Source organism: Kitasatospora sp. NBC_00374 (assembly GCF_041434935.1).
GTDB lineage: Bacteria > Actinomycetota > Actinomycetes > Streptomycetales > Streptomycetaceae > Kitasatospora.
In genome coordinates this window covers 2,029,255-2,052,970 of record NZ_CP107964.1, presented here as the reverse complement: position 1 = coordinate 2,052,970, position 23,716 = coordinate 2,029,255, and the positions used below count along the sequence as shown (strand labels likewise).

Here is a 23,716-nt window from a genome sequence, read left to right as displayed (position 1 = left end):
TCTGACCCTCCGGGTCGTCGCCCGCCCGGCCGTGCCCCCGGCCTTCCGCCGCAACGGACCGGGCCTGGCGCTGGCCGTTCTCGGTGTGGCCGTGGCCTGGGCCGTGCACGCCGCCGTGCCCGCCGTCCCCCGGCTCACCGCCGCCGTCGCCCTCGGCATCGCCGCCGCCCACCTGCCCCGCCTGCGGGCCCTGGTGCGCGGCGCCGCCCGGCCCGGCCTCTCGCTCGCCGGGCGCCGGCTGATGCGGATCGGCATCGTGCTGCTCGGCTGCAAGCTCAGCCTGCACGACGTCCTCGGCCTCGGCTGGGCCACCGTCGCGATGGTGCTCGCCGTGGTCGGCGCCACCTTCGCCGGCACCCTGTGGCTCGGCCGCCAGCTCGGCCTGCCCGGCGACCAGCCGCTGCTGGTCGCGGCCGGGTACGCGATCTGCGGGGCGTCCGCGATCGGCGCGGTCAGCGAGGCCGCCGGCAGCGACGAGGAGGACGCCGCCACCTCGGTCGCCCTGGTCACCCTCTGCGGCACCCTCGCCATCGCCGTGCTGCCGCTGCTGCACCAGCCGCTCGGCCTGGACGCCACCGGCTTCGGCCGCTGGGTCGGCGCCGGCGTGCACGACGTCGGCCAGGTGGTGGCCACCGCGCAGACCGGCGGCCCGGTGGCGCTGCGCGAGGCCGTCCTGGTCAAGCTGATGCGGGTGGTCATGCTCGCACCGCTGGTGGCGGGCGTCGGGATCGCCCTGCGGAACCGCCGGCGGGCCGCCAGGACGCTGAAGCGGCCGCCGGCCGTGCCGCTGTTCGTGGCCGGATTCCTGCTGGTGGTCGCGGCGCGCAGTGTCCTCACCGTGCCCGACGGCCTGCTGGAGGGCGCCCAGCAGGTGCAGGAACTCCTGCTCGCGGCAGCCCTGTTCGGCCTCGGCAGCGCGGTCAACCTGCCGGCCCTGGCCCGGACCGGAGGCCGGGTCGCCGCACTCGGGCTGGCCGCCTGGGTGGTGGTCGCCGGGGTCTCGTACGCCGGGGTGCTGCTGACCACCTGACCGGGTGGCTCTGCGCGAAAATCGCTGAACGGCCCCCGGACGCCGGGCTAGAGTCGGGCCGACCACGACGATCCACCGGCCCCGATCACGCACCCGCTCCGAGGACGCCCGATGCCCGCACTGCCCTCCCGGTCCGGACCGCTCGCTCCCGTCACGCTCGACCGGCGGGACGGGCCGTACGGGGAGGTGGCGCTGCGTCAGCGCGGTGCGCACTTCGAGATCATCGCCAACGGCTGCTTCCTGATGGACACCGCCGACGGCCGCTCCGAGCGGCTGCTGGTCCAGGCGGCGCTGGACCGGCTGGCCGCCGCCCGCCCGTCCGTGCTGATCGGCGGCCTCGGGGTGGGCTTCTCGCTGGCGCACGCCGCGGCCGAGCCGCGCTGGGCACGGATCGCGGTGGTCGAGCGCGAGGAGGCGGTGATCGACTGGCACCGGACGGGCCCGCTGGCCGCGTTCTCGGCCGGCGCGCTGGACGACCCGCGGGTCGTCGTCGAGCACACCGACCTGCTCGCGTACCTGGCGGAGCCCGGGGAGCTGTACGACGCGCTCTGCCTGGACGTCGACAACGGGCCGGACTGGACGGTCACCGAGGCCAACTCCGGTCTGTACGGGCCGGCCGGGCTGGCCGCCGCCCACCGCCGGCTGGTGCCGGGCGGGGTGCTCGCGGTGTGGAGCGCCCAGCCGTCCGAGCCGTTCGAACGGGCGCTGCGCGCGGCCGGGTTCGTGGACGTCGGGACGCTGGAGGTCGACGTGGTACGCGGCGTGCCGGATGCGGTCCATCTGGCACGCCGCGCGTGAGTGGCGCCGGCCGGACTACTTCAGGCCGTTGTTGACGGCCGTCATCAGCTCGCCGTTGGCGGTGTCACCGTCGAACGACCAGACCATCGCGCCGGCCAGGCCCTGGGACTTGATCCAGGCGGTCTTGCGGGCGATCTCGGTCGGGTCGTCGTAGGTGTAGAGGACGCTGCCGTTGTAGATGTACGCGAAGCCGGCGACCGTGTCCCGGTAGACGGTGTAACCGCCGCTCGTGGCCATCTCCTTGAGCTTGTGGTAGTCCTCGTAGCCGGGCTCGTAGGTGCCGGGGCCGGGGCCCGTTCCGGTCTGGAACAGGCCGTTGGTGGTGCCGCGCGGCACGCCCGTCCAGCCGCGGCCGTAGAACGGGATGCCGAGGGTCAGCTTGCTCTTGGGCGCCCCGCCGCCGACGTACGCGTTGATGGCGATCTCGGAGCTGAACCTCTGGTTCGCCGGGCTCGGGTCGCCGGCCGGGAGCCTGATGGCCGACTGCTGGTTGGTCACGTTCTCCCAGCCGCCGTGGTAGTCGTAGCCCTGGATGGTGGCGAAGTCGAAGGCCCCGAACAGGCCCGGGATGTCGATGCCGGCGGAGATCTTCAGCGGGTCGGCCGGGAGGAAGGCGCTGAGCGTGTAGTGCTTACCGGTGGTGGCGCCGAGGGCGTCCAGCTGACGGCGGAACTCCTGGGCCAGCAGGGTGTAGTTGGCCTTGTCGGCGGGCTTGAAGATGTTGCCCAGGTGACCGTCGGAGTTGGGCCACTCCCAGTCCAGGTCGATGCCGTCGAAGATGCCGGCCGCCGAGCCCGCGCCGCCGCGGCCGTCGATCACCGGCAGGTTGCCCTTGATGTACATGTCGATGCAGGAGCTCACCAGCGCCTTGCGGGAGGCGTCGGTGGCGGCGGCGTCCGAGAACCACTTGCTGTAGGACCAGCCGCCCAGCGAGATCTGCATCCTGAGGTTGGGGTACTTGGCCTTGAGCTGCTTGAGCTGGTTGAAGTTGCCCGCCAGCTTCTGGTCCCAGGTGTCGGTGGTGCCGGCCACCGAGGTGCCCGCGTCCCAGCCGCGGCCGAAGTCGGCCCAGGCGTCACCCGCGCCGTCGCCCGCGTTCGGGTCGGAGTCGTTGCCGGCCGCCTTGTTGGTGATGAAGCACTGCTTGGTGGTCGGGTGGATGTTGGCGAAGGCGTAGTTGAGCGTGGTCAGCTTCGCCGCCGTGCCGGAGGTGTCCAGCTGCTTCACGCTGTAGCCGCGGGCGTAGACGCTCCACTGGGTGAAGTAGCCGATCTTCAGCCCGCCGCCCGGGTTGCCGGTGTCGGGCAGGGTCCTGGCGGTGGCCGGCCCGGAGGCGGGCGAGACGTTCCCGGCCGCGTCCCTGGCCTTGACGGTGAAGGTGTACGAGGTGTCCGGCGCCAGGCCGTCCACCGAGGTGGAGGTGCCGGTCACCGTCCTGGCGAGGCTCGTGCCGCGGTAGACGTCGTAGGCGCTGACGCCGACGTTGTCGGTGGCGGCGGCCCAGCTCAACGCGATCGAGTTCGCGCCGGTCGCGGTGGCGGTCGGGGTGCCGGGAGCCGTCGGCGGCTGGTTGTCCACCGGGGGAGTCGGCACCGTCACGGTGACCGGCCCGGCGGCGCCGGAGCGGTTGCCGGCCGCGTCGAAGGCGACCACGGTGAAGGAGTGGGTCCCGACCGACAGCCCCGAGAGGCTGGCCGAGGTGCCGCCGACGGTGGCGGCCTTGGTGCTCCCGTCGAGGACGTCGTACCCGCTCACCCCGACGTTGTCGGTGCTGGCCGACCAGCTGAGCGCCGCGCCGTTGGTCCCGGTCAGCGCGCCCTGCAGGTTGCCGGGCACGCTCGGGGCGGTGGTGTCGGAGGGGGCGCCGGCGCAGGGCTGCCCGTTGAGCCTGCAGTTCAGCAGCGGCTGGTAGGCACCCGAATAGGCGATGTTGAAGCCGAAGTTGTACGAGGCGCCCGGCGCGATGACCGGCTGCCAGCCGGGGTTCTTCACCGTCACGTGCGAGCCGGCGGTGGTGTAACCCGCGTTCCAGAGCGAGGCGACGCTGTTGTTCGCGGGGAGGTCGAACTCCAGGGTCCAGCCGTTGATGGCCGCGGTGGTGCCGTTGTTGATGGTGTAGCTGCCGCCGTAACCGCTGCCCCAGTCCTGGTCCTTGGCGAAGGTGGCGGTGGCGGAGGCGGCATGGGCGCTGGTGGCGGGAAGGGCGACCGCGATCAGTGGGGCGATCAGGCTTCCCGCGGCGAGCAGGGGCAGCCGGAACCGACGTCTGCGCATGGATGAGCTCCTGTCCGGGAGCGCGCCGGGGCCGTGGCCGACCGGGCGGGCTCCCCTACCTGTGGGGGGAGGTGCCAGGTGCATGGGTGATGCGCGCTCGGGCAGGTGGGGACAGCCCGGAGCCCAGGCCCCGGGCCGTCGGGTTGCCGCAGAGGTCCTGTGTCATAGGAGGGTAAGGAGCCCCGGCCCCGCTGGCAATAGGTCTGGACCAAAGTGCCGGAGCCGCGCCGGGCCGTCAGGGGTGCCGGAACGCCGAACGGCGGCCCGGCAGTTGACACTGCCGGGCCGCCGCAGGGACCGCCGATCAGCCGAACGGGCTGTACGCCGGCGGCTCGGGAGCCGGGGGCTCCGGTGCCGCGGCGGGCGCCGAGGGGGCCTGCGGCGCGAAGGGGTTGAAGTCCGGCGGCGGGACCCGGACCGGGGTGCCCTTGCCCGCGGCGGGCGGCTCGGCCGGTGCGGCCGGTGCGGCGGGGGGCGCGGGCGGCGCGAAGGGGTTGAAGTCCGGCGGCGGGACCCGGACCGGGGTGCCCTTGCCGGGGCCGGGCGGCGCCGCGGCGGGCGCCGGCGCCGCCGGGGCGGCGGGAGCGGCCGCGGGAGCCGGGGCCGAACCGGTGGTGACCGTGCCGAACGGGTCGACCGGCGCGCTGGGCAGCACCGTGCCGAACGGGTCGGCCGCTGCCGGGGCGGCGGCCGGGGCCGGCGCGGCCACGGGCGCCGGTGCGGCGGGCGCCGAGGGGCCTGCGGCGCGAAGGGGTTGAAGTCCGGCGGGGGCACCCGGACCGGGGTGCCCTTGCCCGCGGCGGGCGGCTCGGCCGGTGCGGCCGGTGCGGCGGGGGCGCGGGCGGCGCGAAGGGGTTGAAGTCCGGCGGCGGCACCAGCACCGGCGTGCCGGTGGGCTGCTCGGCGACCGGCGCCGGGGCGGCCGGCGGCGCCACGGGAGGGGCCGGCGGCACGGGCGGCGCCGGGGGAGCGGCCGCCACCGGCGGCTGCGCCGGCTGCTGGACGGGGACCGCCGACGGGGCCTGCGGCAGCGGGGTGGTGTCGAGGATGCCGTCCCAGGCCAGCTGGATGCTCTCCAGGACCCGGGCGAACGCGCCCGCGTACAGCTCCCAGTCCTCGGTCTGGACGGTGCTCAGCTGCACGGCCAGCACGGACCGGCCGTCCGGCAGCGGGACGAACGCCTCGACCGCGGCGCCGGCCAGCCGACGGGCCTCGCCACCGTCCGTGAGCGGGGCGGGCACCGCGACCGTCCGCGGTTCCACCAGCAGCACGGCCGGGCCGGCCGGCAGCAGGACCCGCCAGACCTCGGCCGCGGGCCGCCGGTCGGCCAGCGAGTTGGCCAGATCGTCGACGCTCTGGGCGTTCGGGGCGACCGAGACGACCAGCGAGGCGTGCGAGTGGCGCCCGGCGACGTCGACCGCCGACAGGCCGGCGAAGACCACGCCGGCGGCGGCGGCCTCCTCGGCCAGCGCGGCCGACACGACCGCGAACTCCCTGCGGGCCTGCGGGGCGCCGGCGAACAGCTCCTCGGCGACCTCGGTCAGGTGCGTGGCCAGCGCGGCCCGGTCGCCGCGGACGGCCACCGGGTGGAAGGCGGAGGGCACCAGCAGGCGCGCCTCCACACCGGATCCGGTGGACAGCTCGTCGGGGGTACGGATCTGACGGTCCGCCGCCAGCCCGGCCAGTGCCGGGGTGAAGGCCGGCCGCAGCTTCTCGTCCGCGCTCTCCAGCGCGACCGGGAGGTGGTACTCACGGGCCGAGGGCGCCGTCGACCCGCGCACCGCGCCGCCGCCGTGCCGGGCGAGCAGCTCGGCGGCCGCGCCCTCGGCGGGCTGCGGGCGGCGGGTGTGTGCGGCCTCGACCACGGTGCCCAGGCCGTGCACGCCGGCCAGGCCGGGGCCGTTGGGGCCGATCCGGACGCCGAACAGCGCCCCGGCGGACGGATGGGCGGCACCGCCGAAGGCGGCCAGGCCGGCTGCCGGGTAGTGCGTCGCCCGCTCGCCCAGCAGCGCTTCGGCCAGTGCGTCCAGCGTGGCCGCGATCCGCTCTGCGGCTGTGAAGCCGTCCTGAGTCATGGCGCCGAGCCCCCCTCGCTCTCGGTGTGGAATTACGTCCACTTTCTATCAGAAACCGCTGACACAACGGCATCCGGCATGGAACCTCACCAAGCGGGCGCGGCAGCTCCGGATCCGCCGGCTCAGCCGGCCGGCGGGCTCGCCAGTCGGCCCAGGTCGGCGGCCAGGCCGGGGACGGCCAGCAGCCCGGCCAGCTCGCGCACCAGCCGACCGGTCGGTCCCTCGGGGCGCTCGGCGGCGAAGAAGCCCACCAGCTCGGCGGCGAGCGCCGGCTCGCGGGCCGCCGTGACGGCCAGCGCCGCGACGAACTCCTGCACCAGCTGGAGCTGGAGCTCCTCCAGCGGGACGCTCCGCTCGGAGAGCCAGTCCAGCGAGGTGATCTCGGCGTTGGCGATCCAGGCCCGGACCGTCCGGCGCAGGCCGGGGCTGGGCTTCCGGATCGCCAGGTGGGCCAGGATCTGTTCCAGGGCCGCGCGCCGGACCTCGTCGATCACCGCGGTGGTGCCCGGGCTGGCCGCGACCGAGCCGCCGCGCAGCAGGGCCTCGAAGCCGGGCCCGTGCCCGTGCACGAAGTCCAGGTAGCGGCCCATCACCCGCAGCAGCCGCTCCGACATCGGGCCCTCGGGGGCCTCCTCGAACCGCCCGGCCAGCTCCTGTCCGGCCCGCCGCAGCGACTCCTCGTACAGCGCCTGCTTGCCGGGGAAGTAGTGGTAGACCAGCGGCCGGGAGGCGCCGGCGGCCGCCGCGATGTCGTCGATCGAGACGTCCTCGGGCGGGTGCTTGCTGAACAGGTCGAGCGCGACCGCGATCAGCTGCTCCCGGCGCTCGTCCACGCTCAGCCTGCGGCGCGGCGCGCGCTCGTCCTCCGACCGGGTCGCCGCCGACGGCGTACGGGAAGCCATGCCGCTCACCCTATCGGCCCCGGCGTCCGCGCCGGGCCCGGCGGCGGGCTGCCGGTGCCCGGTCGGCCGGCCCGTCCTTGGAGGAGATGACGAAATTCTGACGTCGGCGCCGGATCCCTGGCCTTGGCCGCGCTGACCTGGTCGAATCGACGTGTGAGCGAGACTTCGGGAACACCGGTGGGGCGACGGGTCGTCCTCGGCATGCTGGGCCTCGGCGTGGCCGGGGTGGCGGCCGGGCCGTTCCTGCAGCGCGCCGTCGAGGGGGTCACCAGCAAGGACCCGACCGGTCTGAGCGGGCTGCTGCCCGGCGGCGGAGGGTTCCGCTACTACTCGGTGGTGGCCTCGGTGCCGACCCGGACGGCGGAGGACTACACCCTGACCGTCGACGGCCTGGTGGACCGGCCGGTCACCTACCGGCTGGCCGACCTGCAGGCGATGGAGCAGCACCGGATCGTCCACGACGTCCAGTGCGTCACCGGCTGGCGGGTGCCGGGCACCCCGTTCGAAGGGGTCCGGCTGTCCGCGCTGCTGGACGCGGCCGGGGTGCGCGGTGGCGCGGGCGCGGTCCGGTTCAGCTGCTTCGACGGCAGCTACTCCGAGAGCCTCACGCTGGAGCAGGCCCGCCGGGACGACGTCCTGGTCGCGCTGCGGATGCAGGACCAGCCGGTCAGCCACGCGCACGGCGGTCCGGTGCGGCTGTACGTCGCGCCGATGTACTTCTACAAGTCGGCCAAGTGGCTGTCCGGGATCACCCTGACACCCTCGGTCGAGCCGGGGTACTGGGAGCGCTACGGGTACGACGTCGACGCCTGGGTCGGCCGCTCGAACGGACGCGACGATGCGCCCACCGGCTGAGCCCGCGGCCCCGGGCCGGATCCCCCGCTTCAGTGCGGCCGAGCGCTGGGTGCACCGGGCGACGGCCACGCTGATGACGGTCTGCCTGGTGACGGCAGCCTTCCTGTACTACCCGCCGCTGAGCGAGCTGGTCGGGCGCCGCCGGCTGGTCGTGGTGGTGCACGAGTGGTGCGGCCTGCTGCTGCCGGTGCCGCTGCTGCTCGGCCTGGCCTCCCGGGCCCTGCGGGCCGACCTGACCAGGCTGAACCGTTTCACCGGGCTGGACCGGGAGTGGCTGCGGGCGGTGCGCCGCCGCTCGTTCCACCGCCCGGCCGGGAAGTTCAACGCCGGCCAGAAGCTGTACGCGGCCTGGACGGCGGGCGCGGTGCTGGTGATGCTCGGCACCGGGCTGCTGATGTGGTTCACCCACCTCGCGCCGTTGATCTGGCGGACCGGCGCCACCTTCGTCCACGACTGGCTGGCCGTGGCGGTCGCGATCGCGGTGGCCGGGCATATCTGGATGGCGGTACGCGATCCGGAGGCCCGGCGGGGGATGCGCACCGGCAGCGTCGACCCGCTGTGGGCCGTCCGGGAGCACCCGGACTGGGAGGACCGGGAGGGGGAGCGCCCGGACGGGCGACCGCCCGGTCAGGCCGGTGCCGAGCGCCACTCCAGGTAGCGCCGCCAGGCCTCGAGGCCGTCCACCACGAACTCCGCGCGCGCCATCAGGTCGGTTAGCTCCGGCTCGGTCAGCCAGCCGTGCCAGCCGACCTCCTCGACCTGCGGGGAGACCGGCCCGTCCCACTCGGCCCGGTACATGTCGCACCACCAGGACAGCCGGTCGCCGTCCTCGAACAGGAACTTGAACAGCGGCTCGGGCCGGATCCCGGTCACCCCGAGCTCCTCCTCGGCCTCCCGGACGGCCGCCACCGGGTAGCTCTCCCCGCTGCCGACCACACCCCCGACGAAGCAGTCGTAGGCGCCGGGGGCGAAGAGCTTGCTCTCGGTGCGCCGGTGGGTGAAGATCCGGCCCTGCGGGTCGCGGACCAGGATGAACACGCAGCGGTGGGTCAGCCCCCGGCGGTAGACCTCGCCGCGCGGCGCGGTCCCGATCACCCGGTCCTGCTCGTCGACCACGTCCAGCAGCTCGTCGGCGGGATTCGTCATGGGACCACGGTACCGACTCGGCGTCAGGTGGATCATCCGACTATGGTCGAACGGAGGGTGGTGGCGAGAACGAGGGCGGCGAGCGGTGAGCACGGTGGAGATCTGGGGCGAGACGGCCGACGGCTTCGAGCCCGTCCGCGAGGCCTTTGCCCGCAACTTCCGGGACCACGGCGAGCTGGGCGCGGCCTTCGCGCTCTACGTGGACGGCCGCAAGGTGGTCGACCTGTGGGGCGGCGACGCCCGGCCCGAGGTCGGCGCCCGGCCGGCGCCCGCCGTGCCCTGGACAGCCGACACCGCGCAGGTGCTGCGCTCGGTGACCAAGGGCCTGACGGCCGCCGCGGCGATGCTGCTGGTCCAGCGCGGCCTGCTCGACCTGGACGCGCCGGCCGCCTCGTACTGGCCCGAGTTCAAGGCGGCGGGCAAGGAGCGGATCCCGGTCCGCTGGCTGCTGTCCCACCAGGCCGGGCTGCCCGTGCTGGACACCCCGCTGCGGGTCGAGGACCTGATCGCCTGGGAGCCCGCGGTGGCGGCCGTCGCCGCCCAGGCGCCGGCCTGGGAGCCCGGAACCGCGCACGGCTACCACCCGTACACCTTCGGCTGGCTGGTCGGCGAGCTGGTCCGGCGGGCGGACGGGCGCAGCGTCGGCCACTTCTTCGCCGAGGAGATCGCCCGCCCGCTCGGCCTCGACCTGTGGATCGGGCTGCCCGCCGGGGCGGCGCCGCGGGTGGGCCGGCTGGTGGACCTGCCCGCGCCGGAGCAGGCCCGGGTCGGGCCGAACGGTCTGCGGGTGCGTCCCAAGCAGTCCGTCCGGGACGCCTACCGGGACCCGACCTCGCTGACCGCCCGGGCCTTCGCCGCCGTCCGGCCGTCCGTGGACCTCAACGACCCGGCGGTGCAGGCCGCCGAGGTCCCCGGTGCGGGCGGCATCGGGACGGCCCGTTCGCTGGCCCGGTTCTACGCCGCGCTGATCGGCGCCGCGGACCGGCACGGCGGCGGGCCCGCCGAGCGGCTGCCCGCGCTGTTCACCCCGCGGGTGCTGGCCGAGGCGGCGGGGCCGTCGGTGGACGGGCCGGACCGGGTGCTGATCATCAACACCGCTTTCGGGCAGGGCTTCTTCCGGCACGGCGGGACGTCGCCGATGTCCTCCCCGGCGGCGTTCGGGCACCCCGGCCGGGGAGGTTCGCTCGGCTTCGCCGACCCCGAGCTCGGCATCGGTTTCGGCTACGTCACCAACGGCATGCAGCCCGGGGTGACCGGCGACATCCGGTCCCGGACGCTGATCGCCGCGGTCCGGTCCTGCCTGAAGAGTTGACCGACCGTCAGCTCGTCGGACCCAGCCCGCGCTCGTGCAGCCACCGCAGCTGACGGCGGGCCTGGGAGGCCATTCCGCCCGCGTGGTCGGCGAACCGCCAGGTCTCGATCTCACGCTCGCCGCCGTACCGGTGGTAGGTGGCGAACACCGTGGAGGGCGGGCAGACCGGGTCCATCAGCCCGACGCTGAACAGGGCCGGGGCGGTGGCCCGGGGGGCGAGGTTGACCCCGTCGAAGTACGACAGGGTGCGGAAGGTCCGGTCGACCTGCTCGCGGCTGTGCCGGCGCAGGTAGTCGGCGATCTCCGGGTACGGGCCGACCGCGGTGATCTCCACCGCCCGGCGGAAGTGCTGCAGGAACGGCACGTTGGCGATCGTCCCGGCGACCAGGCCGCCGGCCAGCGCGGCGACGGCGACCGCGAGGCCGCCGCCCTGGCTGTCCCCGGCGACCACCACCCGCCCGGCGTCCACCGCGGCCAGGCCGCGGACGAAGTCCACGGCCCGGACGGCGTCGCTGTACAGCCGTCGGTAGTAGTAGTGCTCGGGCGCGTCGATGCCCCTGGTCATGAAGCCGCCGTACCACTGGGAGGCGTCGCCCTCGTGCCGGTCCGGGGTGTCGTGACCCTGGCCGCGGGTGTCCATCACGAAGTAGGCGTAGCCGGCCGTCGGGTAGAGCAGCCGCTCCAACGGCAGTCCCCGGCCCTGGCTGTAGCCGAGGAACTCGACCACGGCCGGCAGCGGGCCCTCGGCGCCGCGCGGCAGCACCAGCCAGCCCGCCACCGGCTCGCCGCGCCAGCCTGGGAAGCGGACGTCGAACACGTCCACCCCGGTCAGCAGCGAGTCCTCGACCCGGGCGACCCGGGCCTCGCCGCCGTGGGCGCGTGCCTCGGCGAGCGTGCCGGCCCAGAAGGCGTCCAGGTCGGCCGGCTCGGTGACGGCGGGCCGGTACTCCAGCAGGTCCTCGTACGGCAGGTCGGTGAGCGGCACGGCGGTCTCCTCGGGTGTCGATCATGCTTCGGGAGGGGAACCGCCGGGCTCGGACGAAGGTTCCGAGCCGGCTCAGGCCTGACCGGTGTCGAAGCGGCTGATCTTCCCGCCCTCGACGGTGAAGCGCCAGGCGGTGCGCATCTCGCCCCAGGCGTCGTTGCGGAAGTTCGCGACCAGCGCGAGCCCGCCGGCCTTCTCGGTCTGGACGTCCATGTGGCCCCGGGAGGAGAACACCTCCCGGTCGATCCAGTCGGCGAGGTCCCGGTCCGAGCCGTCGTCCGACATGGTGGCGTCCGGGGTGAGTGCGGCGATGAAGGCCTCCCGGTCGCCGGCGTTGATCGCGGCGACCAGGCTGCGGACGGCGGGCTGGGACAGCTTGTCGACGGGGATGGTCATGAGTCTGCGGCTCCTGTTCCGCGGCGCACTCGGCCGCTGTTCTCCAGAGATCACGGGCGGGCCGCGGCCGCGCGCCGCCTGGGCCGTTCGCAGTCGCCCGGTAGGCCCCCGGCGGGGGTCGGCCCGGCGGGTCGGCAGGGCCGACCGGGCGAGCCGTGTGCTTGGATCCGCTGAGGGGGATCAGCCCGAGGAAGGGAGGACCGGATGGGGCCGGCCGAACTGCTCGTCCTGACGTTCCCGCAGGCGACCATCACGGCCGAGACCGCCGCCGCGCTCGCGGCCCTGCGCATCGCCGGGGACATCAGGGTGATCGACTCCCTGGTCGTCACCCGGCACGCCGACGGCGAGGCCACCTACGGCGAGCTCGCCGACTTCGAGCACCTCAAGGCGGTGGCCGCGAACGCCGGCGGCGAGCTGCCGCTGATCGGCCCCGAGGACGCCCAGGAGGCCGCCGAACTGCTGGAGCCGGGCTCGGTCGCGCTGCTGGTCCTGATCGAGCACGTCTGGGCGCAGGCCGCCGCCGAGGCGCTGCGCGCCGTGGGCGGGCGGATCGCCTCGGGTGTGCGCATCCCGCCCGAGAACATCGAGGAAGCCGTCCGCGCCGCCGAGGCGCGTGTGGCGGCGGAGAAGTGAGGACAGCGTGTTCCCATCCCTGCGTCCGATCCGGCCGGTCCGCCTGGGCCGTCCGGGAGGAGCCCCGCTGGTCCGTGGCCTGATCGTCGGCGGCGCCGTCCGGGCGGCCGTCCACCGGGCCGGGCCCGGCCCCGGCGGTGGCCCGGCGGACCGGCTCGCCGCGCCGGCCGGGCCGGTCGAGGGCGGCCCGGTCGAGGGCGGGCCGCCCACCCCGGAGGAGGTCGGTGCCGCCACGGCACCTCTTCTCGCGGGTTGAGCGGCCCGCCCGGACTGGTCCGGGCGGGTTCACCGCCCGAGGGCGCGCGCCTCCTCGTCCGTCAGCAGCCGCGAGCGGACCAGGAAGCGCCGGCCGGTGGGCGCCTCCAGGGAGAAGCCGCTGCCGCGGCCGGGCACCACGTCGATGGTCAGATGGGTGTGCGACCAGTACGCGTACTGGTCGCGGGCCATCCAGACCTCGACCGGCGCGAGCCCGTCCACCGCGAGCGTGCCGACCAGGTGGTCGGCGGCGGAGGTGAGGAACTCGCCGGCCGGGTAGCACATCGGCGCCGATCCGTCGCAGCACCCGCCCGACTGGTGGAACATCAACGGACCGTGCTCGGCGCCGAGTTCGCGCAGCAGATCGGCCGCGGCCGCGGTCACGGCCACCTGGGAGCGGTCGGCGGGCGGCATCCTAGAAGAAGCCCATCGCCTGCGGCGAGTAGCTGACCAGCAGGTTCTTGGTCTGCTGGTAGTGCTCCAGCATCATCTTGTGGGTCTCCCGGCCGATGCCCGAGTTCTTGTACCCGCCGAACGCAGCGTGCGCCGGGTACAGGTGGTAGCTGTTGGTCCACACCCGGCCGGCCTGGATCGCCCGCCCGGCCCGGTAGGCGGTGGAGCCGTCCCGGGACCACACGCCCGCGCCGAGCCCGTACAGGGTGTCGTTGGCGGTCTCGATGCCGTCCTCGAACCCGTCGAAGCGAGCCACCGCGACCACCGGGCCGAAGATCTCCTCCTGGAAGATCCGCATCCGGTTGTGGCCCTCGAAGACCGTCGGTGCCACGTAGTAGCCGCCGGCCAACTCGCCGGGGAGCTCGACCCGTTCGCCGCCTATCAGGATCTTGGCGCCCTCGGCCTGGCCGATCTCGACGTAGGAGAGGATCTTCTCCAGCTGGTCGTTGCTCGCCTGCGCGCCGACCATCGTGTCGGTGTCCAGCGGGTTTCCCTGGCGCATCGCCCGGACCCGCTCCAGCCCGTCGCCGAGGAAGCCGTCGTAGATCGACGACTCGATCAGCGCCCGGCTCGGACAGGTGCACACCTCGCCCTGGTTGAGGGCGAACATCGCGAAGCCCTCCAGCGCCTTGTCGTAGAAGGCGTCCCGCCGCGCCGCGACGTCGGCGAAGAACAGGTTGGGGCTCTTGCCGCCGAGCTCCAGCGAGACCGGGATCAGGTTGGCGCTGGCGTACTGCATGATCAGCCGGCCGGTGGTGGTCTCGCCGGTGAAAGCGATCTTGCGGATCCGGGGGCTGGAGGCGAGCGGCTTGCCGGCCTCCACCCCGAAGCCGTTGACCACGTTGACCACACCCGGCGGCAGCAGGTCCGCCGTCAGCTCCATCAGCAGCATGATCGAGGCGGGGGTCTGCTCGGCCGGCTTCAGCACCACCGTGTTGCCGGCCGCGAGGGCCGGGGCGAGCTTCCAGACGGCCATCAGGATCGGGAAGTTCCAGGGGATGATCTGGCCGACCACGCCCAGCGGCTCGTGGAAGTGGTAGGCGACGGTGTCCTCGTCGAGCTGGGACAGCGCGCCCTCCTGGGCCCGCAGCGCGCCCGCGAAGTAGCGCAGGTGGTCGACGGCCAGCGGCAGGTCGGCCGCCAGCGTCTCGCGGACCGGCTTGCCGTTGTCCCAGCTCTCGGCGACGGCCAGCGCCTCCAGGTTCTGCTCCATCCGGTCGGCGAGCCGCAGCAGGACCTGGGCTCGCTCGGCGGGGGAGGTGCGGCCCCAGGCGGGGGCGGCCGCGTGGGCGGCGTCCAGGGCGGCCTCGATGTCCTCGGCGGTGCCCCGGGCCACCTCGCAGAAGACCTCTCCGGTCACCGGGGTGGGGTTCTCGAAGTACTGGCCGCGGGCGGGGGCCCGCCACTCGCCGTCGATCCAGTGTTCGTACCGGCCGCGGAACTCGACCACGGCGCCGGGTCGGCCGGGGGGCTGGTAGACCGTCAAGGTGTTCTCCTCGCAACGACGGGGCGCCGCCGGCCCGGGGGTGGCGGCGCGCCGGGCCGCGCGTGACGGCCCGGGCGGGTGGGTGCTGGAAGACGACCGGAGGGGGCCTGGCCCCTCCGGTCCGCACCCTAACCGCCCGGTGTGCGGCGTCGCTACGGTGCGTACCGGGCCGGTTACGAGACCCGGTAGCGCCCGGTGCGCCCCTCCCATCGCAGGTACCCGGCCAGCCAGGCCGCCATCCCGTCGGCGTACCGCTGGGCGGCTCCCCGCTGCTCGTGGTCGAGCTCCAACTGGTGGTAGGCGGTCGGAAGTTGCAGGCGGAGCTCGGCGAAGCGGTCGATCATCAGCTGGGCCTCGCCGAGGACCACGGCGCAGGCCTCCTCGGCGGAGCAGCTGCGCTCCTGCTGGACGATCATCACCAGGTTGTAGACGTCGCCGCGGGGCGCCTCCAGGGGATAGGAGCGGACGTCGTTGCTGAGCGAGGGTATGTCGGCCGCCAGCTGCCGGAGTTGACGCAGGACCGGGTGGTGGAACACGGTCTGGGGGATCTCGAAGCGGCCGAGCCGCTCGATCATGTCGAACAGGGTCTCCATCGCGGCCGTCCCCCGCCTCAGGACCATGTAGCCGTCCCGGTCCGGGAGTTCGGCGAAGGCGCGGCCGGCCGACTCGGCCGGGTGGCTGGCGAAGTACCACTCCCAGTTGTAGGAGGCGCGGGCCAGCCAGCGGGCCGGCATCGCCTGCCGGCTGCGTCTCCAGATGTCCGCGAAGGCCAGCTCGGCGGCGGACCCGGGGGACGGTCGGCCGCCGTGCAGGACGGCGGTGAGCCGATCGCAGATCCTGGCCACTTCGGAAGGGTGCTGGCCGAGTTCGGTGTCGAACTGGTCGTCGAACAGGAAATAGAAACCGAGCAGATCGGTGGCCAGACCGAGTTCCTCCGCTCCGCATTCGGGGTAGCAGATCGAAGCGAGCTCGGCCACGTCCCAGTGCTCGTAGGTCAGCTCACCGGTACAGGCCGCGAGCCGGCTGTGGCGTTCCAGCCAGAGCCGGTGGTGGGCTGCCGCCCTGGCCTGGTGGGGGCTCCGCCTGTGGGGGAAGGGAAGCTCTAGTGAGGTGCAGTCGGACATCGTTCTCCCGGCGCTGCTGAGGGTCTGTGCTGTACGGACTGCGCGGCCTCGGGGTGGCCCGCAAACGCTAAGATCATCTCCAGCTGTGCGGGCCGAAGATTATCTGATCACATCATCAGATGTCAGAGGTACCAGGGCATTTGCCCCTGACGCCCACGCTCAACCCTGTCCGTGGCTCCGGCCTGCGCGAATGCCGCCCACCGGGGCGCGCGCAGCGCTAATGTCGAGAACGGAACCACGGATCTGTGAGGCGGAGGGCGCAACGGTGGCCGGAGATCAGCACGCGCAGGGGGACTAGGAGCACGGCCCCGGGGCCGAGGAAGCTCTCCACGAGCGCGAGTCCGAACTCCAGACCGCCGAGCAGGCGGTCGCCCGGCTCTGCCGGGCCTTCGCCAACGGCGGCACCGAGATCGGTGAGCTGCTGCTGTACTCCGGCCCGGCCGGCATGGGCAAGACCTCCGTGCTGCACCAGGTCCGCCGACTGGCCAAACTCCAGCCCGGCTGCACCGTGCTGTTCGCCCGCGGTGGCGAACGCCAGCGCAACGAGCCCTTCCGGGTGCTGCGCCAGCTGCTTCTGCCGGTGCTCGGCGGGCTGACCGAGGCCGAGAGCCGGGAGGTGTTCGGCAACTGGTACGGCATCGTCGGCCCCGCGATCGGCCTCTTCCCGCCCTCCGGCGAGCTGGAGCCCCTCGACCCGCAGGGTGTCCGGGACGGCCTGGACTTCGTCCTCACCCAGCTCGCCCCGCGCCGGGCGCCGCTGGTCATGGTCATCGACGACCTGCACTGGGCCGACCTGGAGTCGCTCACCTGGCTGGCCTCCTTCGCCGTCCGCTCCCGGGAACTCCCCGTCCTGCTGGTCCTCGGCTACCGCGACGAGTTCGAGGAGGAGGCCCGCGGCCTGGTCCAGCAGATCGAGGGAATCGCCGCCCGCCGACACGAGCTCAACCCGCTCAACCCCGGGTCGGTCACGCACCTGGTACGCGCCATGTTCGGCGACGAGGCCGACGACGCGTTCGCCCGCCAGGTCTGGGCGATCACCGCGGGCACCCCGTACGACATCCACATCCTGCTCCGCGAAGTCCGCGACCAGGGGCTCGACCCGGTCGAGGAGAACGCCCCGCGGCTGCGCGACCTGGCCGCCGCGGCCCGTGGACAGACCCTGCAGTACTGGCTGGAGAAGCTCGGGCCGAACACCCTGCGGTTCGCCTGGGCCGCCGCCCTGCTCGGCACCGACATCAAGCAGCAGCTGGCCGCCACCATCTCCGCCCAGGGCCCGGACCAGGCCGACGAGTCGCTGCGGCGGCTGCGCAAGCACCGCGTGCTCACCAGCAGCCCGAACGGACGGCTGGAGTTCGTCCACCCGCTGATCGGCACCGCCATCTACCTGACCATGCCGCCGGGCACCAAGACGGCCATGCACGGGATCGCCGCGGCCGCCATCGAGAACTCCGGCGGCACCCTGCTCGCCGCCTCCCGGCACCTGCTGGAGACCATCCCCGAGGGCGACTTCACGATCGTCCGCAAGCTGCGCAAGGCCGCCGCCGAACACCTCGCCATCGGCGCCCCCGAGGCCGCCCAGCGCTGTCTCGAACGCGCCCTCAGCGAACCGCCGGACGAGGCCGACCGCGCCGAGGTGATCTACGAGCTCGGCTGCTCCGCCCTGCTCACCGACCCGGCCTCCACCGTCAACCAGCTGGAACTCGCCCTGGAGGTGGAGGACGGCCTGGGCCCGGAGCTGCGGGTCGACGCCACCTTCCGTCTCTCCGAGGTGCTGGCGCACTCCGGCGAACTGGTCCGCGCCGCGCAGACCTGCCACGACGAGGCCCTGCGCACCCCGCCCGGGCCCGGCCGGCTCAGGCTGCAGGCCGCCCACTTCATGTGGGCCGCGTTCCAGCGCGACGAGGAGGACGGGCCGGACCGCTCCCGCCGGCTGAAGGAGCTCTCGCTGACCCTCGGCGAGCGCGACACCGCCGCCGAGCGCGCCGTCCTCGCCATGCGCGCCTGGGACTACACCCTGCGCGGAAAGCCCGCCGCGGAGGCCGTCGCCCTCGCCGACGAGGCCCTCGACAACGGCCGCCTGCCCGTCGAACTCGGCTGGACCAACACCACCTGGGGCTTCGAACTCCCCGCCCTGATCGGCCTCACCCTCACCTACACCGACGAACTCGCCCGCGCGGAGAAGCTGTTCTCCGACGCCGTCCTGGAGTTCGAGATCGCGGGATGGAGCGGCGCCCACCGCGGCTTCGCCTACTTCCTGATGGGCCTGGTCAGGTTCCGCCGCGGCTTCCTGCCGGAGGCGGAGGACTTCCTGCGCCGGGGCCTGAAGATCTCCGAACGGATCGCCCCCGGCCTCCCGCTGCAGTGGGACATCGTCGGCGTCCTCGCCGACACCCTGCTCGCCCGCGGCCGCACCACCGAGGCCTGGGAACTCGCCCAGCGCTACCACTTCCGGCCGCCGTACCACCCCACCGCCATGGTGCTGCCCGACGCACCCACCCTGTACGGCAAGCTGCTGCTCGCCCGGGGCGACACCGCGGGCGCCGCCGAGGCCTTCACCGAGGTCGGCGCCAGGCTGGACGAGCGCGGCTGGCACAACACCGTCTGGGCCCCGTGGGCCGGCCACCTCGCCGTGGCACTCGCCCCCACCGACCCGGACGCGGCCCGCAAGTACGCCGAGGCCGCGGTCGACCGGGCCCGGAGCTTCGGCTCCGCGTCGGCGATCGGCGCCGCCCTGCGACTGAACGCGATGATCAGCGAGGGCCGGCGCGCCGTCGAACTGCTGGAGGAGGCTGTCGCCCAGCTCGGTCAGTCCCCGGCCGGCTACGACCACGCGCACGCCCTGGTCGACCTCGGCGCGGCCCTGCGCCGGGTCGGCCGGCTGACCGCCGCCGGCGAGTACCTCTACCAGGGCATGGAACTCGCCCAGCACTGCGGCGCCGACGGGCTGGTCGCCAAGGCCCGTACCGAACTCGCCGTCTCCGGCCTGCGGCCCAACCGGCTGCGCACCCTCAGCAAGGACGCGCTCAGCCAGCCCGAGTGGGACGTCGCCCAGCTCGCCGTCCAGGGCGTGCCGCCGCAGCGCATCGCCGAGCAGCTGAACATCCAGCTCAGCCTGGTGCACCGCCGCCTCGCCGCCGTCCACCGCAAGGCCGGGGCCGGCCCCGACGGCCTGGCGGCCGCCCTCGGCCTGCCCGACCAGGAGCCGGGCGAGAGCGACTGATCCCGCGGCCGGGGCGGTCCGGCCGGAGCCGCACCGCTCCGGCCGGACCGGCCTCGCGCGCTGATCCGCCACGAACGGTCACGCACGGCCTAGGCTGCGGACAGGACCCAGGCGTGGTCGCCGCAGCCGCTCGGCCCGGTGACCGGTGAGGAGCAGGTCATGGCGGCGCAGGCCACCGAGGTACGACACGAGCCCTTCGAACCCAGCGGGGCGGGCGCGGCCATCGAGCGTTGGACCCTGAGCTGCGGCCCACTGCAGGCGAGCGTGCTCAACCTCGGCGCCACCCTGCACACCCTCACCGCCCCCGACCGCTCCGGCACCCCGGCCCAGATCCTGCTCAGCACCGACGAGCTGGACGCCGTGCTCGGCCCCGCGCGGCACTTCGGCGCCACCGTCGGCCGGTACGCCAACCGGATCGCCGGCAGCCGGATCACCCTCGACGGCGTGGAGCACCCGCTGCTCCCGACCGGCCACGGCGTCACCCTGCACGGCGGCCCGGACGGCTTCGCCAACCGGATGTGGGAGGCCGAACAGATCCCCGACGGTGTCCGCCTGCACCTGCACAGCCCCGGCGGCGACCAGGGCTTCCCCGGCAGCCTGGACGTCACCGTCTCCTACACCCTCACCGCGGACCGGCTGACCATCGGGTACCACGCCGTCACCACCCGCCCCACCGTGGTCAACCTGACCAACCACGCCTACGTCAACCTCGCCGGCGAGGGCAGCGGCGACATCCTCGGCCACCTGCTGACCCTGGACGCCGACTCCTACACCCCGGTCGACGACCGGCAGATCCCCTTCGGCCCGTACGAGCCGGTGGCCGGCACCCCGTTCGACTTCACCGCCGCACGCCCGGTCGGCAAGGGGATCGACGACGACCACCCGCAGCTGCGCGGCTCGCGCGGCTACGACCACAACTGGGTGCTGCGCGAGCGCCCCGCCGACGGCACCCCGGCCCGGGCCGCGCTGCTGGAGGACCCAGGCAGCGGCCGCACCCTCGAGGTGCTCACCACCGAGCCCGGCATCCAGATCTACACGGCCAACCACTTCGAGGGCGCGGTCACCGGCGCCGGCGGCACCCCCTACCGCCGGTACGCGGGCATCGCCCTGGAGACCCAGCACCACCCGGACTCCCCGCACCAGCCGTCCTACCCCTCGACCGAGCTGCGGCCCGGCGAGGAGTTCCGTTCCACCACCGTGCTGCGCCTCGGTACCGCCTGAGCTGCCCGGTCGGGCCGGAGCGCGCCGTATATTGGCGGGGTGGAGAGTTCCGACCCCGGTGTGCACAGAGCGCTCGCGGCCCCCGCGCGGCGGGTGTTGCTGGCGGCGCTGACCGAGGCGGCCGAGCCACTGGACAGCCGGCGCCTCGCCGAGCTGACGGGCCAGCACGTCACCACCGTGCGCCACCACCTGACCGCCCTGGTGGAGGCCGGGCTGGTCCGGGTGCACCGGGACGAGGCGACGGCCGGCCCGGGCAGGCCCCGGCTGCTGTACACGGCGGTGCCGGCCCGGGAGCAGCTGGCGGCCTACCAGGAGCTGGTCGAGGTGCTCGCGCTGGGTTACGGCACGGACCCCGGCGCCCGGGCCGAGCGGGCCGAGCGGGCCGGCCGTGAGTGGGGCGCGGCGGCCCGGCCGCAGGACGAGGTGCCCCTGGTGGCCCGGGTGATGGCGGAGGCGGAGCGCTGGGGCTTCGAGCCGGAGCTGCGGGCCGACGGCACCGAGGTGGCGCTGCACGGCTGTCCGTTCCTGCGCAACGCGGAGCGTCACCCGGAGGTGGTCTGCGCCGTCCACCAGGGTCTGCTGGACGCGCTGGCGGAGCGGGCCGGGGTGCCCGGCGCGCTCCGCCTGCACCCGTTCGCCGGGCCGCGGGTCTGCACCGTCTCGCTGGTCGTGCGGGAGGACTGAGCTCCGCTCAGACGGACGCCAGCCACAGGTCGGGCCCGAACACCTCGTAGCGGATCGAGGCGGCCGGCACACCGCGGCGCAGCAGCTCGGTCCGGGCGGTGCGCATGAACGGCAGCGGGCCGCACAGGTACGCGGTGAGGCCCGCGGGCAGCTCGACCTGGGCGAGGTCGGCCAGGCCGGTCCGGGCGCCGGAGGCGCCGGCCGGCTGCTCGTACCAGCGGTGCAGCTCCGCCTCGGGGAGGGTGCCGACCAGGTCCGCGAGCTGCTCGGCGTGGGCGTGGTCGGCGGGGGAGCGGTCGGCGTGCACGGCGACCACCCGGCGGGTCGACCCGGTCCGGGCGAGGTGTTCCAGCATCCCGGTGATCGGCGTGCAGCCGATGCCGGCGGAGGCGAGCAGCAGCGGGCCCTCGCCCTCCTCCAGGGTGAGGTCGCCGAACGGGCGGGAGACGGTGAGGCGGTCGCCGGCCCGCAGGTGCTCGTGCAGGTGGTTGGAGACCTCGCCGTCGGGGCCCTGTCCGCCGCGCACCCGCTTCACGGTGATCCGCCACTGCGCCTGGCCGGGGGCCGCGGACAGGCTGTACTGGCGTATCTGCCGGGCACCGTCCGGGAGGTGGACGGCCACGCTGACGTACTGGCCGGGGCGGAAGGCGGGTGCGGCGGAGCCGTCGGCGGGGCGGAGCGTGAAGGACACCGCGTCGCGGGACTCCTCGCGGCGGGAGAGCACGGCCATCTCCTGCCAGACCCGGCCCTCCTCGACGCCGGCCTCGCGGTAGAGGCGGGCCTCCAGGGCGATCAGCTCGCCGGCCATCAGCCAGTAGACCTCGTCCCAGGCCGCCGCGACCTCGGGGGTCACGGCCTCGCCGAGCACCTCGACGATCGCGGCGAACAGGTAGGTGTGGACGGTCTCGTACTGCTCACGGGTGATGCCGAGCGAGGCGTGCTTGTGCGCGATCCGGGCCAGCAGCGGGCCGGCGGAGCCCTCCTGCGGCTGCTGGACCAGCAGCGTGGCGTACCCGGCGATGGCGCCGGCCAGGGCCTGCTGCTGGGCGCCGCCGGCCTGGTTGCCGCGGTTGAACAGGTCGCGTTCGAGCGCGGGGTGGTCGGCGAACATCCGGGCGTAGAAGAGCTTGGTGATCTCTCCGATCGCGGCTCCGACGGCGGGCAGCGTGGCGCGGACGGTCGCGGTCGACTCGCGGGAGAGCACGGGTCCTCCAGGGCATGGCTGGGCTGGGTGGTCCTGCGGCGGTTGCCGCACCCTCAATATAGAGGATGGCTATCCTTTTAAATGGGAAAGGGGTGTCCGTTGACGTCCTTGCCGCAAGGCGCGCAAGGGCTGGGGGTGGCTGAAACCGGACGAAAATGGCCTGAAGGTGGCTACCTTGCGGCAACGCGGAGGACACGCGGCTGTAACGATCGCCGGATCTTGCAGAAACTTGCTGCAAGGGCTTTCCGATGCGATTGCATCGCTGTTACGTTCCTGCCCAAGCCCGACGGCCGCAACGGCGCAGTCGGCTGGGACAGCCATTATGCGCGGTCCTCCTCCCTCTCGGGCACCCCCACCTTTTAGGAGTTCTCATGCGGCGTGGCATCGCGGCCTCCGCTCTCGTTGCGGCCCTTGCGGTAACGCTTGCAGCCTGTGGCAGCAGCGGCACCAGTGCGGACGGCAAGTCCTCCGGACCGGTCACCATCACCTACTGGGACACCTCCAACGCCACCAACGAGGCTCCGAACTACCAGGAGCTGGTCAAGAAGTTCGAGGCCGCCAACCCGAACATCAAGGTCAACTTCGAGAACGTCCCGTTCGACCAGGCCCAGAACAAGCTCCAGACCGCGATGGGCGCCAAGGGCGCGCCGGACGCCTTCCGTGCCGAGGTCGGCTGGACCCCCGCGTTCGCCAAGGCCGGCTTCCTGGAGCCGCTGGACGGCACCCCCGCGCTGGCCGACGCCGCCGCCTTCCAGCCCAGCCTGATCCAGCAGGCCAAGTTCGGCGGCAAGACCTACGGCGCCCCGCTGGTCACCGACACCCTCGGTCTGCTCTACAACAAGTCGCTGTTCGAGAAGGCCGGCATCACCAAGGCCCCCGCCACCTGGGACGAGCTGAAGGCCGACGCCGCGCTGCTCAAGGACAAGGCCGGCGTGGACGGCTTCTTCATGCGGGCCGGCGACGGCTACTACGCGATGCCGTTCCTGTTCGGCGAGGGCACCGACATGGTGGACGCCAAGGGCAAGAAGATCACCGTCAACTCGCCCGAGGCCGTCAAGGCGATCGAGACCTACAAGTCGCTCTTCACCGCCCCTGGCACTGTCAAGGCGGACGTCACCACCGACTCGTACGCCCACATGATGGACGCCTTCAACAGCGGCAAGGTCGCGATGGTCATCCAGGGTCCCTGGGAGATCACCAACGTCTACAAGGGCAGCGCCTTCGCCGACAAGGCCAACCTCGGCGTCGCCCCCGTCCCGGCCGGCTCCACCGGCAAGGCGGGCGCCCCCACCGGCGGTCACAACGTCTCGGTCTACGCCGGCTCCGACGCCGCGCACAAGGCCGCGGCCGAGAAGCTCGCGGGCTTCCTGACCTCCGCCGAGAGCCAGACCTTCCTCGCGCTGAAGAACTCCACCCTGCCGACCCGCGCCGACGCGTACACCGCCGAGGTCAAGGCCAACGCGGGCATCGCCGGCTTCCAGGCGGTCCTCAGCTCCGCCCAGCCGCGCCCCGAGCTGCCCGAGTACAGCTCGCTGTTCGGCCCGGTCGGCACCAACCTCGGCAAGATCGTCCAGGGCCAGTCGGACACCAAGGCCGGCCTGGACTCCACCGCCGTCGACTACGCGAAGCTCCTGCCGGACTTCACCAAGTAGTCCCCCCGGCC

General features: G+C 73.8%; 21 protein-coding genes. 11 read left to right on the top strand and 10 right to left on the bottom strand.

Annotated elements, in window-relative coordinates; all coding sequences use genetic code 11:
• Position 1 precedes the first annotated feature (1 nt).
• Positions 2–1,030 carry a YeiH family protein gene (locus tag OG871_RS09105; RefSeq protein ID WP_371503251.1) on the top strand — a complete coding sequence of 343 codons (1,029 nt, stop codon included), beginning with the start codon at positions 2–4 and terminating at the stop codon, positions 1,028–1,030.
• Between the two features lie 111 nt (positions 1,031–1,141).
• Positions 1,142–1,828: a spermidine synthase gene (locus OG871_RS09100; RefSeq protein WP_371495766.1), complete on the top strand. Its 687-nt coding sequence runs from the start codon at positions 1,142–1,144 to the stop codon at positions 1,826–1,828.
• A gap of 15 nt (positions 1,829–1,843) precedes the next feature.
• Here OG871_RS09100 and OG871_RS09095 read toward each other — a convergent pair whose 3' ends face one another.
• The 3 genes from OG871_RS09095 to OG871_RS09085 form a co-directional block, all read right to left on the bottom strand.
• Positions 1,844–4,102: a glycosyl hydrolase family 18 protein gene (locus OG871_RS09095; protein WP_371495764.1), complete on the bottom strand. Its 2,259-nt coding sequence runs from the start codon at positions 4,100–4,102 to the stop codon at positions 1,844–1,846.
• A complete protein-coding gene (locus OG871_RS09090) occupies positions 4,054–6,177 on the bottom strand; it encodes a hypothetical protein (protein ID WP_371495761.1) in 2,124 nt (707 codons plus the stop codon). Before OG871_RS09090 ends, OG871_RS09095 begins: the two co-directional genes overlap by 49 nt.
• Before the next feature lie 122 nt (positions 6,178–6,299).
• Positions 6,300–7,079: a TetR/AcrR family transcriptional regulator gene (locus OG871_RS09085; protein WP_371495759.1), complete on the bottom strand. Its 780-nt coding sequence runs from the start codon at positions 7,077–7,079 to the stop codon at positions 6,300–6,302.
• Between the two features lie 201 nt (positions 7,080–7,280).
• Here OG871_RS09085 and OG871_RS09080 point away from each other — a divergent pair, with 201 nt between their 5' ends.
• Positions 7,281–7,934, top strand: coding sequence for a molybdopterin-dependent oxidoreductase (locus OG871_RS09080; protein WP_371503250.1), 654 nt, complete (start codon positions 7,281–7,283; stop codon positions 7,932–7,934).
• Entirely contained in the window at positions 7,918–8,592 is a 675-nt protein-coding gene (locus OG871_RS09075; RefSeq protein WP_371495757.1) for a cytochrome b/b6 domain-containing protein, read from the top strand. The genes OG871_RS09080 and OG871_RS09075 overlap by 17 nt, the downstream gene beginning before the upstream one ends.
• On the opposite strand, the gene OG871_RS09070 is transcribed toward OG871_RS09075, so the two are convergent.
• Positions 8,562–9,080, bottom strand: a complete 519-nt coding sequence (locus tag OG871_RS09070; protein ID WP_371495755.1) for an NUDIX hydrolase — start codon at positions 9,078–9,080, stop codon at positions 8,562–8,564. The two genes, OG871_RS09075 and OG871_RS09070, sit on opposite strands and share 31 nt — an antisense overlap.
• Before the next feature lie 94 nt (positions 9,081–9,174).
• Here OG871_RS09070 and OG871_RS09065 point away from each other — a divergent pair, with 94 nt between their 5' ends.
• Positions 9,175–10,392, top strand: coding sequence for a serine hydrolase domain-containing protein (locus tag OG871_RS09065; protein WP_371503249.1), 1,218 nt, complete (start codon positions 9,175–9,177; stop codon positions 10,390–10,392).
• A 7-nt stretch (positions 10,393–10,399) separates the two neighbouring features.
• Here OG871_RS09065 and OG871_RS09060 read toward each other — a convergent pair whose 3' ends face one another.
• Both OG871_RS09060 and OG871_RS09055 read right to left on the bottom strand, forming a co-directional pair.
• Positions 10,400–11,377, bottom strand: coding sequence for an acetylxylan esterase (locus OG871_RS09060; protein WP_371495754.1), 978 nt, complete (start codon positions 11,375–11,377; stop codon positions 10,400–10,402).
• A gap of 72 nt (positions 11,378–11,449) precedes the next feature.
• Complete coding sequence (locus tag OG871_RS09055) at positions 11,450–11,773, bottom strand: nuclear transport factor 2 family protein (RefSeq protein ID WP_371495752.1); 324 nt, start codon at positions 11,771–11,773, stop codon at positions 11,450–11,452.
• Positions 11,774–11,977: 204 nt separating this feature from the next.
• Between OG871_RS09055 and OG871_RS09050 the strand changes: the two genes are divergently transcribed.
• Both OG871_RS09050 and OG871_RS09045 read left to right on the top strand, forming a co-directional pair.
• Positions 11,978–12,406 (top strand): DUF6325 family protein, encoded by a 429-nt coding sequence (locus tag OG871_RS09050; protein ID WP_371495751.1) that lies wholly within the window; start codon positions 11,978–11,980, stop codon positions 12,404–12,406.
• Between the two features lie 7 nt (positions 12,407–12,413).
• A complete protein-coding gene (locus tag OG871_RS09045) occupies positions 12,414–12,662 on the top strand; it encodes a hypothetical protein (protein ID WP_371495748.1) in 249 nt (82 codons plus the stop codon).
• A gap of 29 nt (positions 12,663–12,691) precedes the next feature.
• On the opposite strand, the gene OG871_RS09040 is transcribed toward OG871_RS09045, so the two are convergent.
• The 3 genes from OG871_RS09040 to OG871_RS09030 form a co-directional block, all read right to left on the bottom strand.
• Positions 12,692–13,075 (bottom strand): DUF779 domain-containing protein, encoded by a 384-nt coding sequence (locus OG871_RS09040; RefSeq protein ID WP_371495747.1) that lies wholly within the window; start codon positions 13,073–13,075, stop codon positions 12,692–12,694.
• 1 nt (position 13,076) lies between these two features.
• Complete coding sequence (locus tag OG871_RS09035; RefSeq protein ID WP_371495745.1) at positions 13,077–14,600, bottom strand: aldehyde dehydrogenase family protein; 1,524 nt, start codon at positions 14,598–14,600, stop codon at positions 13,077–13,079.
• A gap of 173 nt (positions 14,601–14,773) precedes the next feature.
• Positions 14,774–15,724: a hypothetical protein gene (locus OG871_RS09030; protein WP_371495744.1), complete on the bottom strand. Its 951-nt coding sequence runs from the start codon at positions 15,722–15,724 to the stop codon at positions 14,774–14,776.
• A gap of 409 nt (positions 15,725–16,133) precedes the next feature.
• Between OG871_RS09030 and OG871_RS09025 the strand changes: the two genes are divergently transcribed.
• The 3 genes from OG871_RS09025 (at position 16,134) to OG871_RS09015 (ending at position 20,849) form a co-directional block, all read left to right on the top strand.
• Positions 16,134–18,944: an AAA family ATPase gene (locus OG871_RS09025; RefSeq protein ID WP_371503248.1), complete on the top strand. Its 2,811-nt coding sequence runs from the start codon at positions 16,134–16,136 to the stop codon at positions 18,942–18,944.
• Between the two features lie 159 nt (positions 18,945–19,103).
• Positions 19,104–20,165, top strand: coding sequence for an aldose epimerase family protein (locus OG871_RS09020; RefSeq protein WP_371495742.1), 1,062 nt, complete (start codon positions 19,104–19,106; stop codon positions 20,163–20,165).
• 39 nt (positions 20,166–20,204) lie between these two features.
• Positions 20,205–20,849, top strand: coding sequence for a helix-turn-helix transcriptional regulator (locus tag OG871_RS09015; protein ID WP_371495740.1), 645 nt, complete (start codon positions 20,205–20,207; stop codon positions 20,847–20,849).
• Between the two features lie 7 nt (positions 20,850–20,856).
• Here the strand turns inward: OG871_RS09015 and OG871_RS09010 are convergent, their stop codons facing one another.
• Complete coding sequence (locus tag OG871_RS09010) at positions 20,857–22,053, bottom strand: globin domain-containing protein (RefSeq protein WP_371495738.1); 1,197 nt, start codon at positions 22,051–22,053, stop codon at positions 20,857–20,859.
• Positions 22,054–22,424: 371 nt separating this feature from the next.
• Here OG871_RS09010 and OG871_RS09005 point away from each other — a divergent pair, with 371 nt between their 5' ends.
• A complete protein-coding gene (locus tag OG871_RS09005) occupies positions 22,425–23,705 on the top strand; it encodes an extracellular solute-binding protein (RefSeq protein ID WP_371495736.1) in 1,281 nt (426 codons plus the stop codon).
• Positions 23,706–23,716 lie beyond the last annotated feature (11 nt).

Excerpts from the sequence above, each read along its gene's own strand:
- OG871_RS09030 (WP_371495744.1), bottom strand. The coding sequence starts at position 15,724 with ATGTCCGACTGCACCTCACTAGAGCTTCCCTTCCCCCACAGGCGGAGC.
- OG871_RS09005 (WP_371495736.1), top strand. The coding sequence starts at position 22,425 with ATGCGGCGTGGCATCGCGGCCTCCGCTCTCGTTGCGGCCCTTGCGGTA.
- OG871_RS09100 (WP_371495766.1), top strand. The coding sequence starts at position 1,142 with ATGCCCGCACTGCCCTCCCGGTCCGGACCGCTCGCTCCCGTCACGCTC.
- OG871_RS09095 (WP_371495764.1), bottom strand. The coding sequence starts at position 4,102 with ATGCGCAGACGTCGGTTCCGGCTGCCCCTGCTCGCCGCGGGAAGCCTG.
- OG871_RS09070 (WP_371495755.1), bottom strand. The coding sequence starts at position 9,080 with ATGACGAATCCCGCCGACGAGCTGCTGGACGTGGTCGACGAGCAGGAC.
- OG871_RS09050 (WP_371495751.1), top strand. The coding sequence starts at position 11,978 with ATGGGGCCGGCCGAACTGCTCGTCCTGACGTTCCCGCAGGCGACCATC.
- OG871_RS09020 (WP_371495742.1), top strand. The coding sequence starts at position 19,104 with ATGGCGGCGCAGGCCACCGAGGTACGACACGAGCCCTTCGAACCCAGC.
- OG871_RS09080 (WP_371503250.1), top strand. The coding sequence starts at position 7,281 with ATGCTGGGCCTCGGCGTGGCCGGGGTGGCGGCCGGGCCGTTCCTGCAG.
- OG871_RS09085 (WP_371495759.1), bottom strand. The coding sequence starts at position 7,079 with ATGGCTTCCCGTACGCCGTCGGCGGCGACCCGGTCGGAGGACGAGCGC.
- OG871_RS09090 (WP_371495761.1), bottom strand. The coding sequence starts at position 6,177 with ATGACTCAGGACGGCTTCACAGCCGCAGAGCGGATCGCGGCCACGCTG.
- OG871_RS09075 (WP_371495757.1), top strand. The coding sequence starts at position 7,918 with ATGCGCCCACCGGCTGAGCCCGCGGCCCCGGGCCGGATCCCCCGCTTC.
- OG871_RS09040 (WP_371495747.1), bottom strand. The coding sequence starts at position 13,075 with ATGCCGCCCGCCGACCGCTCCCAGGTGGCCGTGACCGCGGCCGCGGCC.
- OG871_RS09055 (WP_371495752.1), bottom strand. The coding sequence starts at position 11,773 with ATGACCATCCCCGTCGACAAGCTGTCCCAGCCCGCCGTCCGCAGCCTG.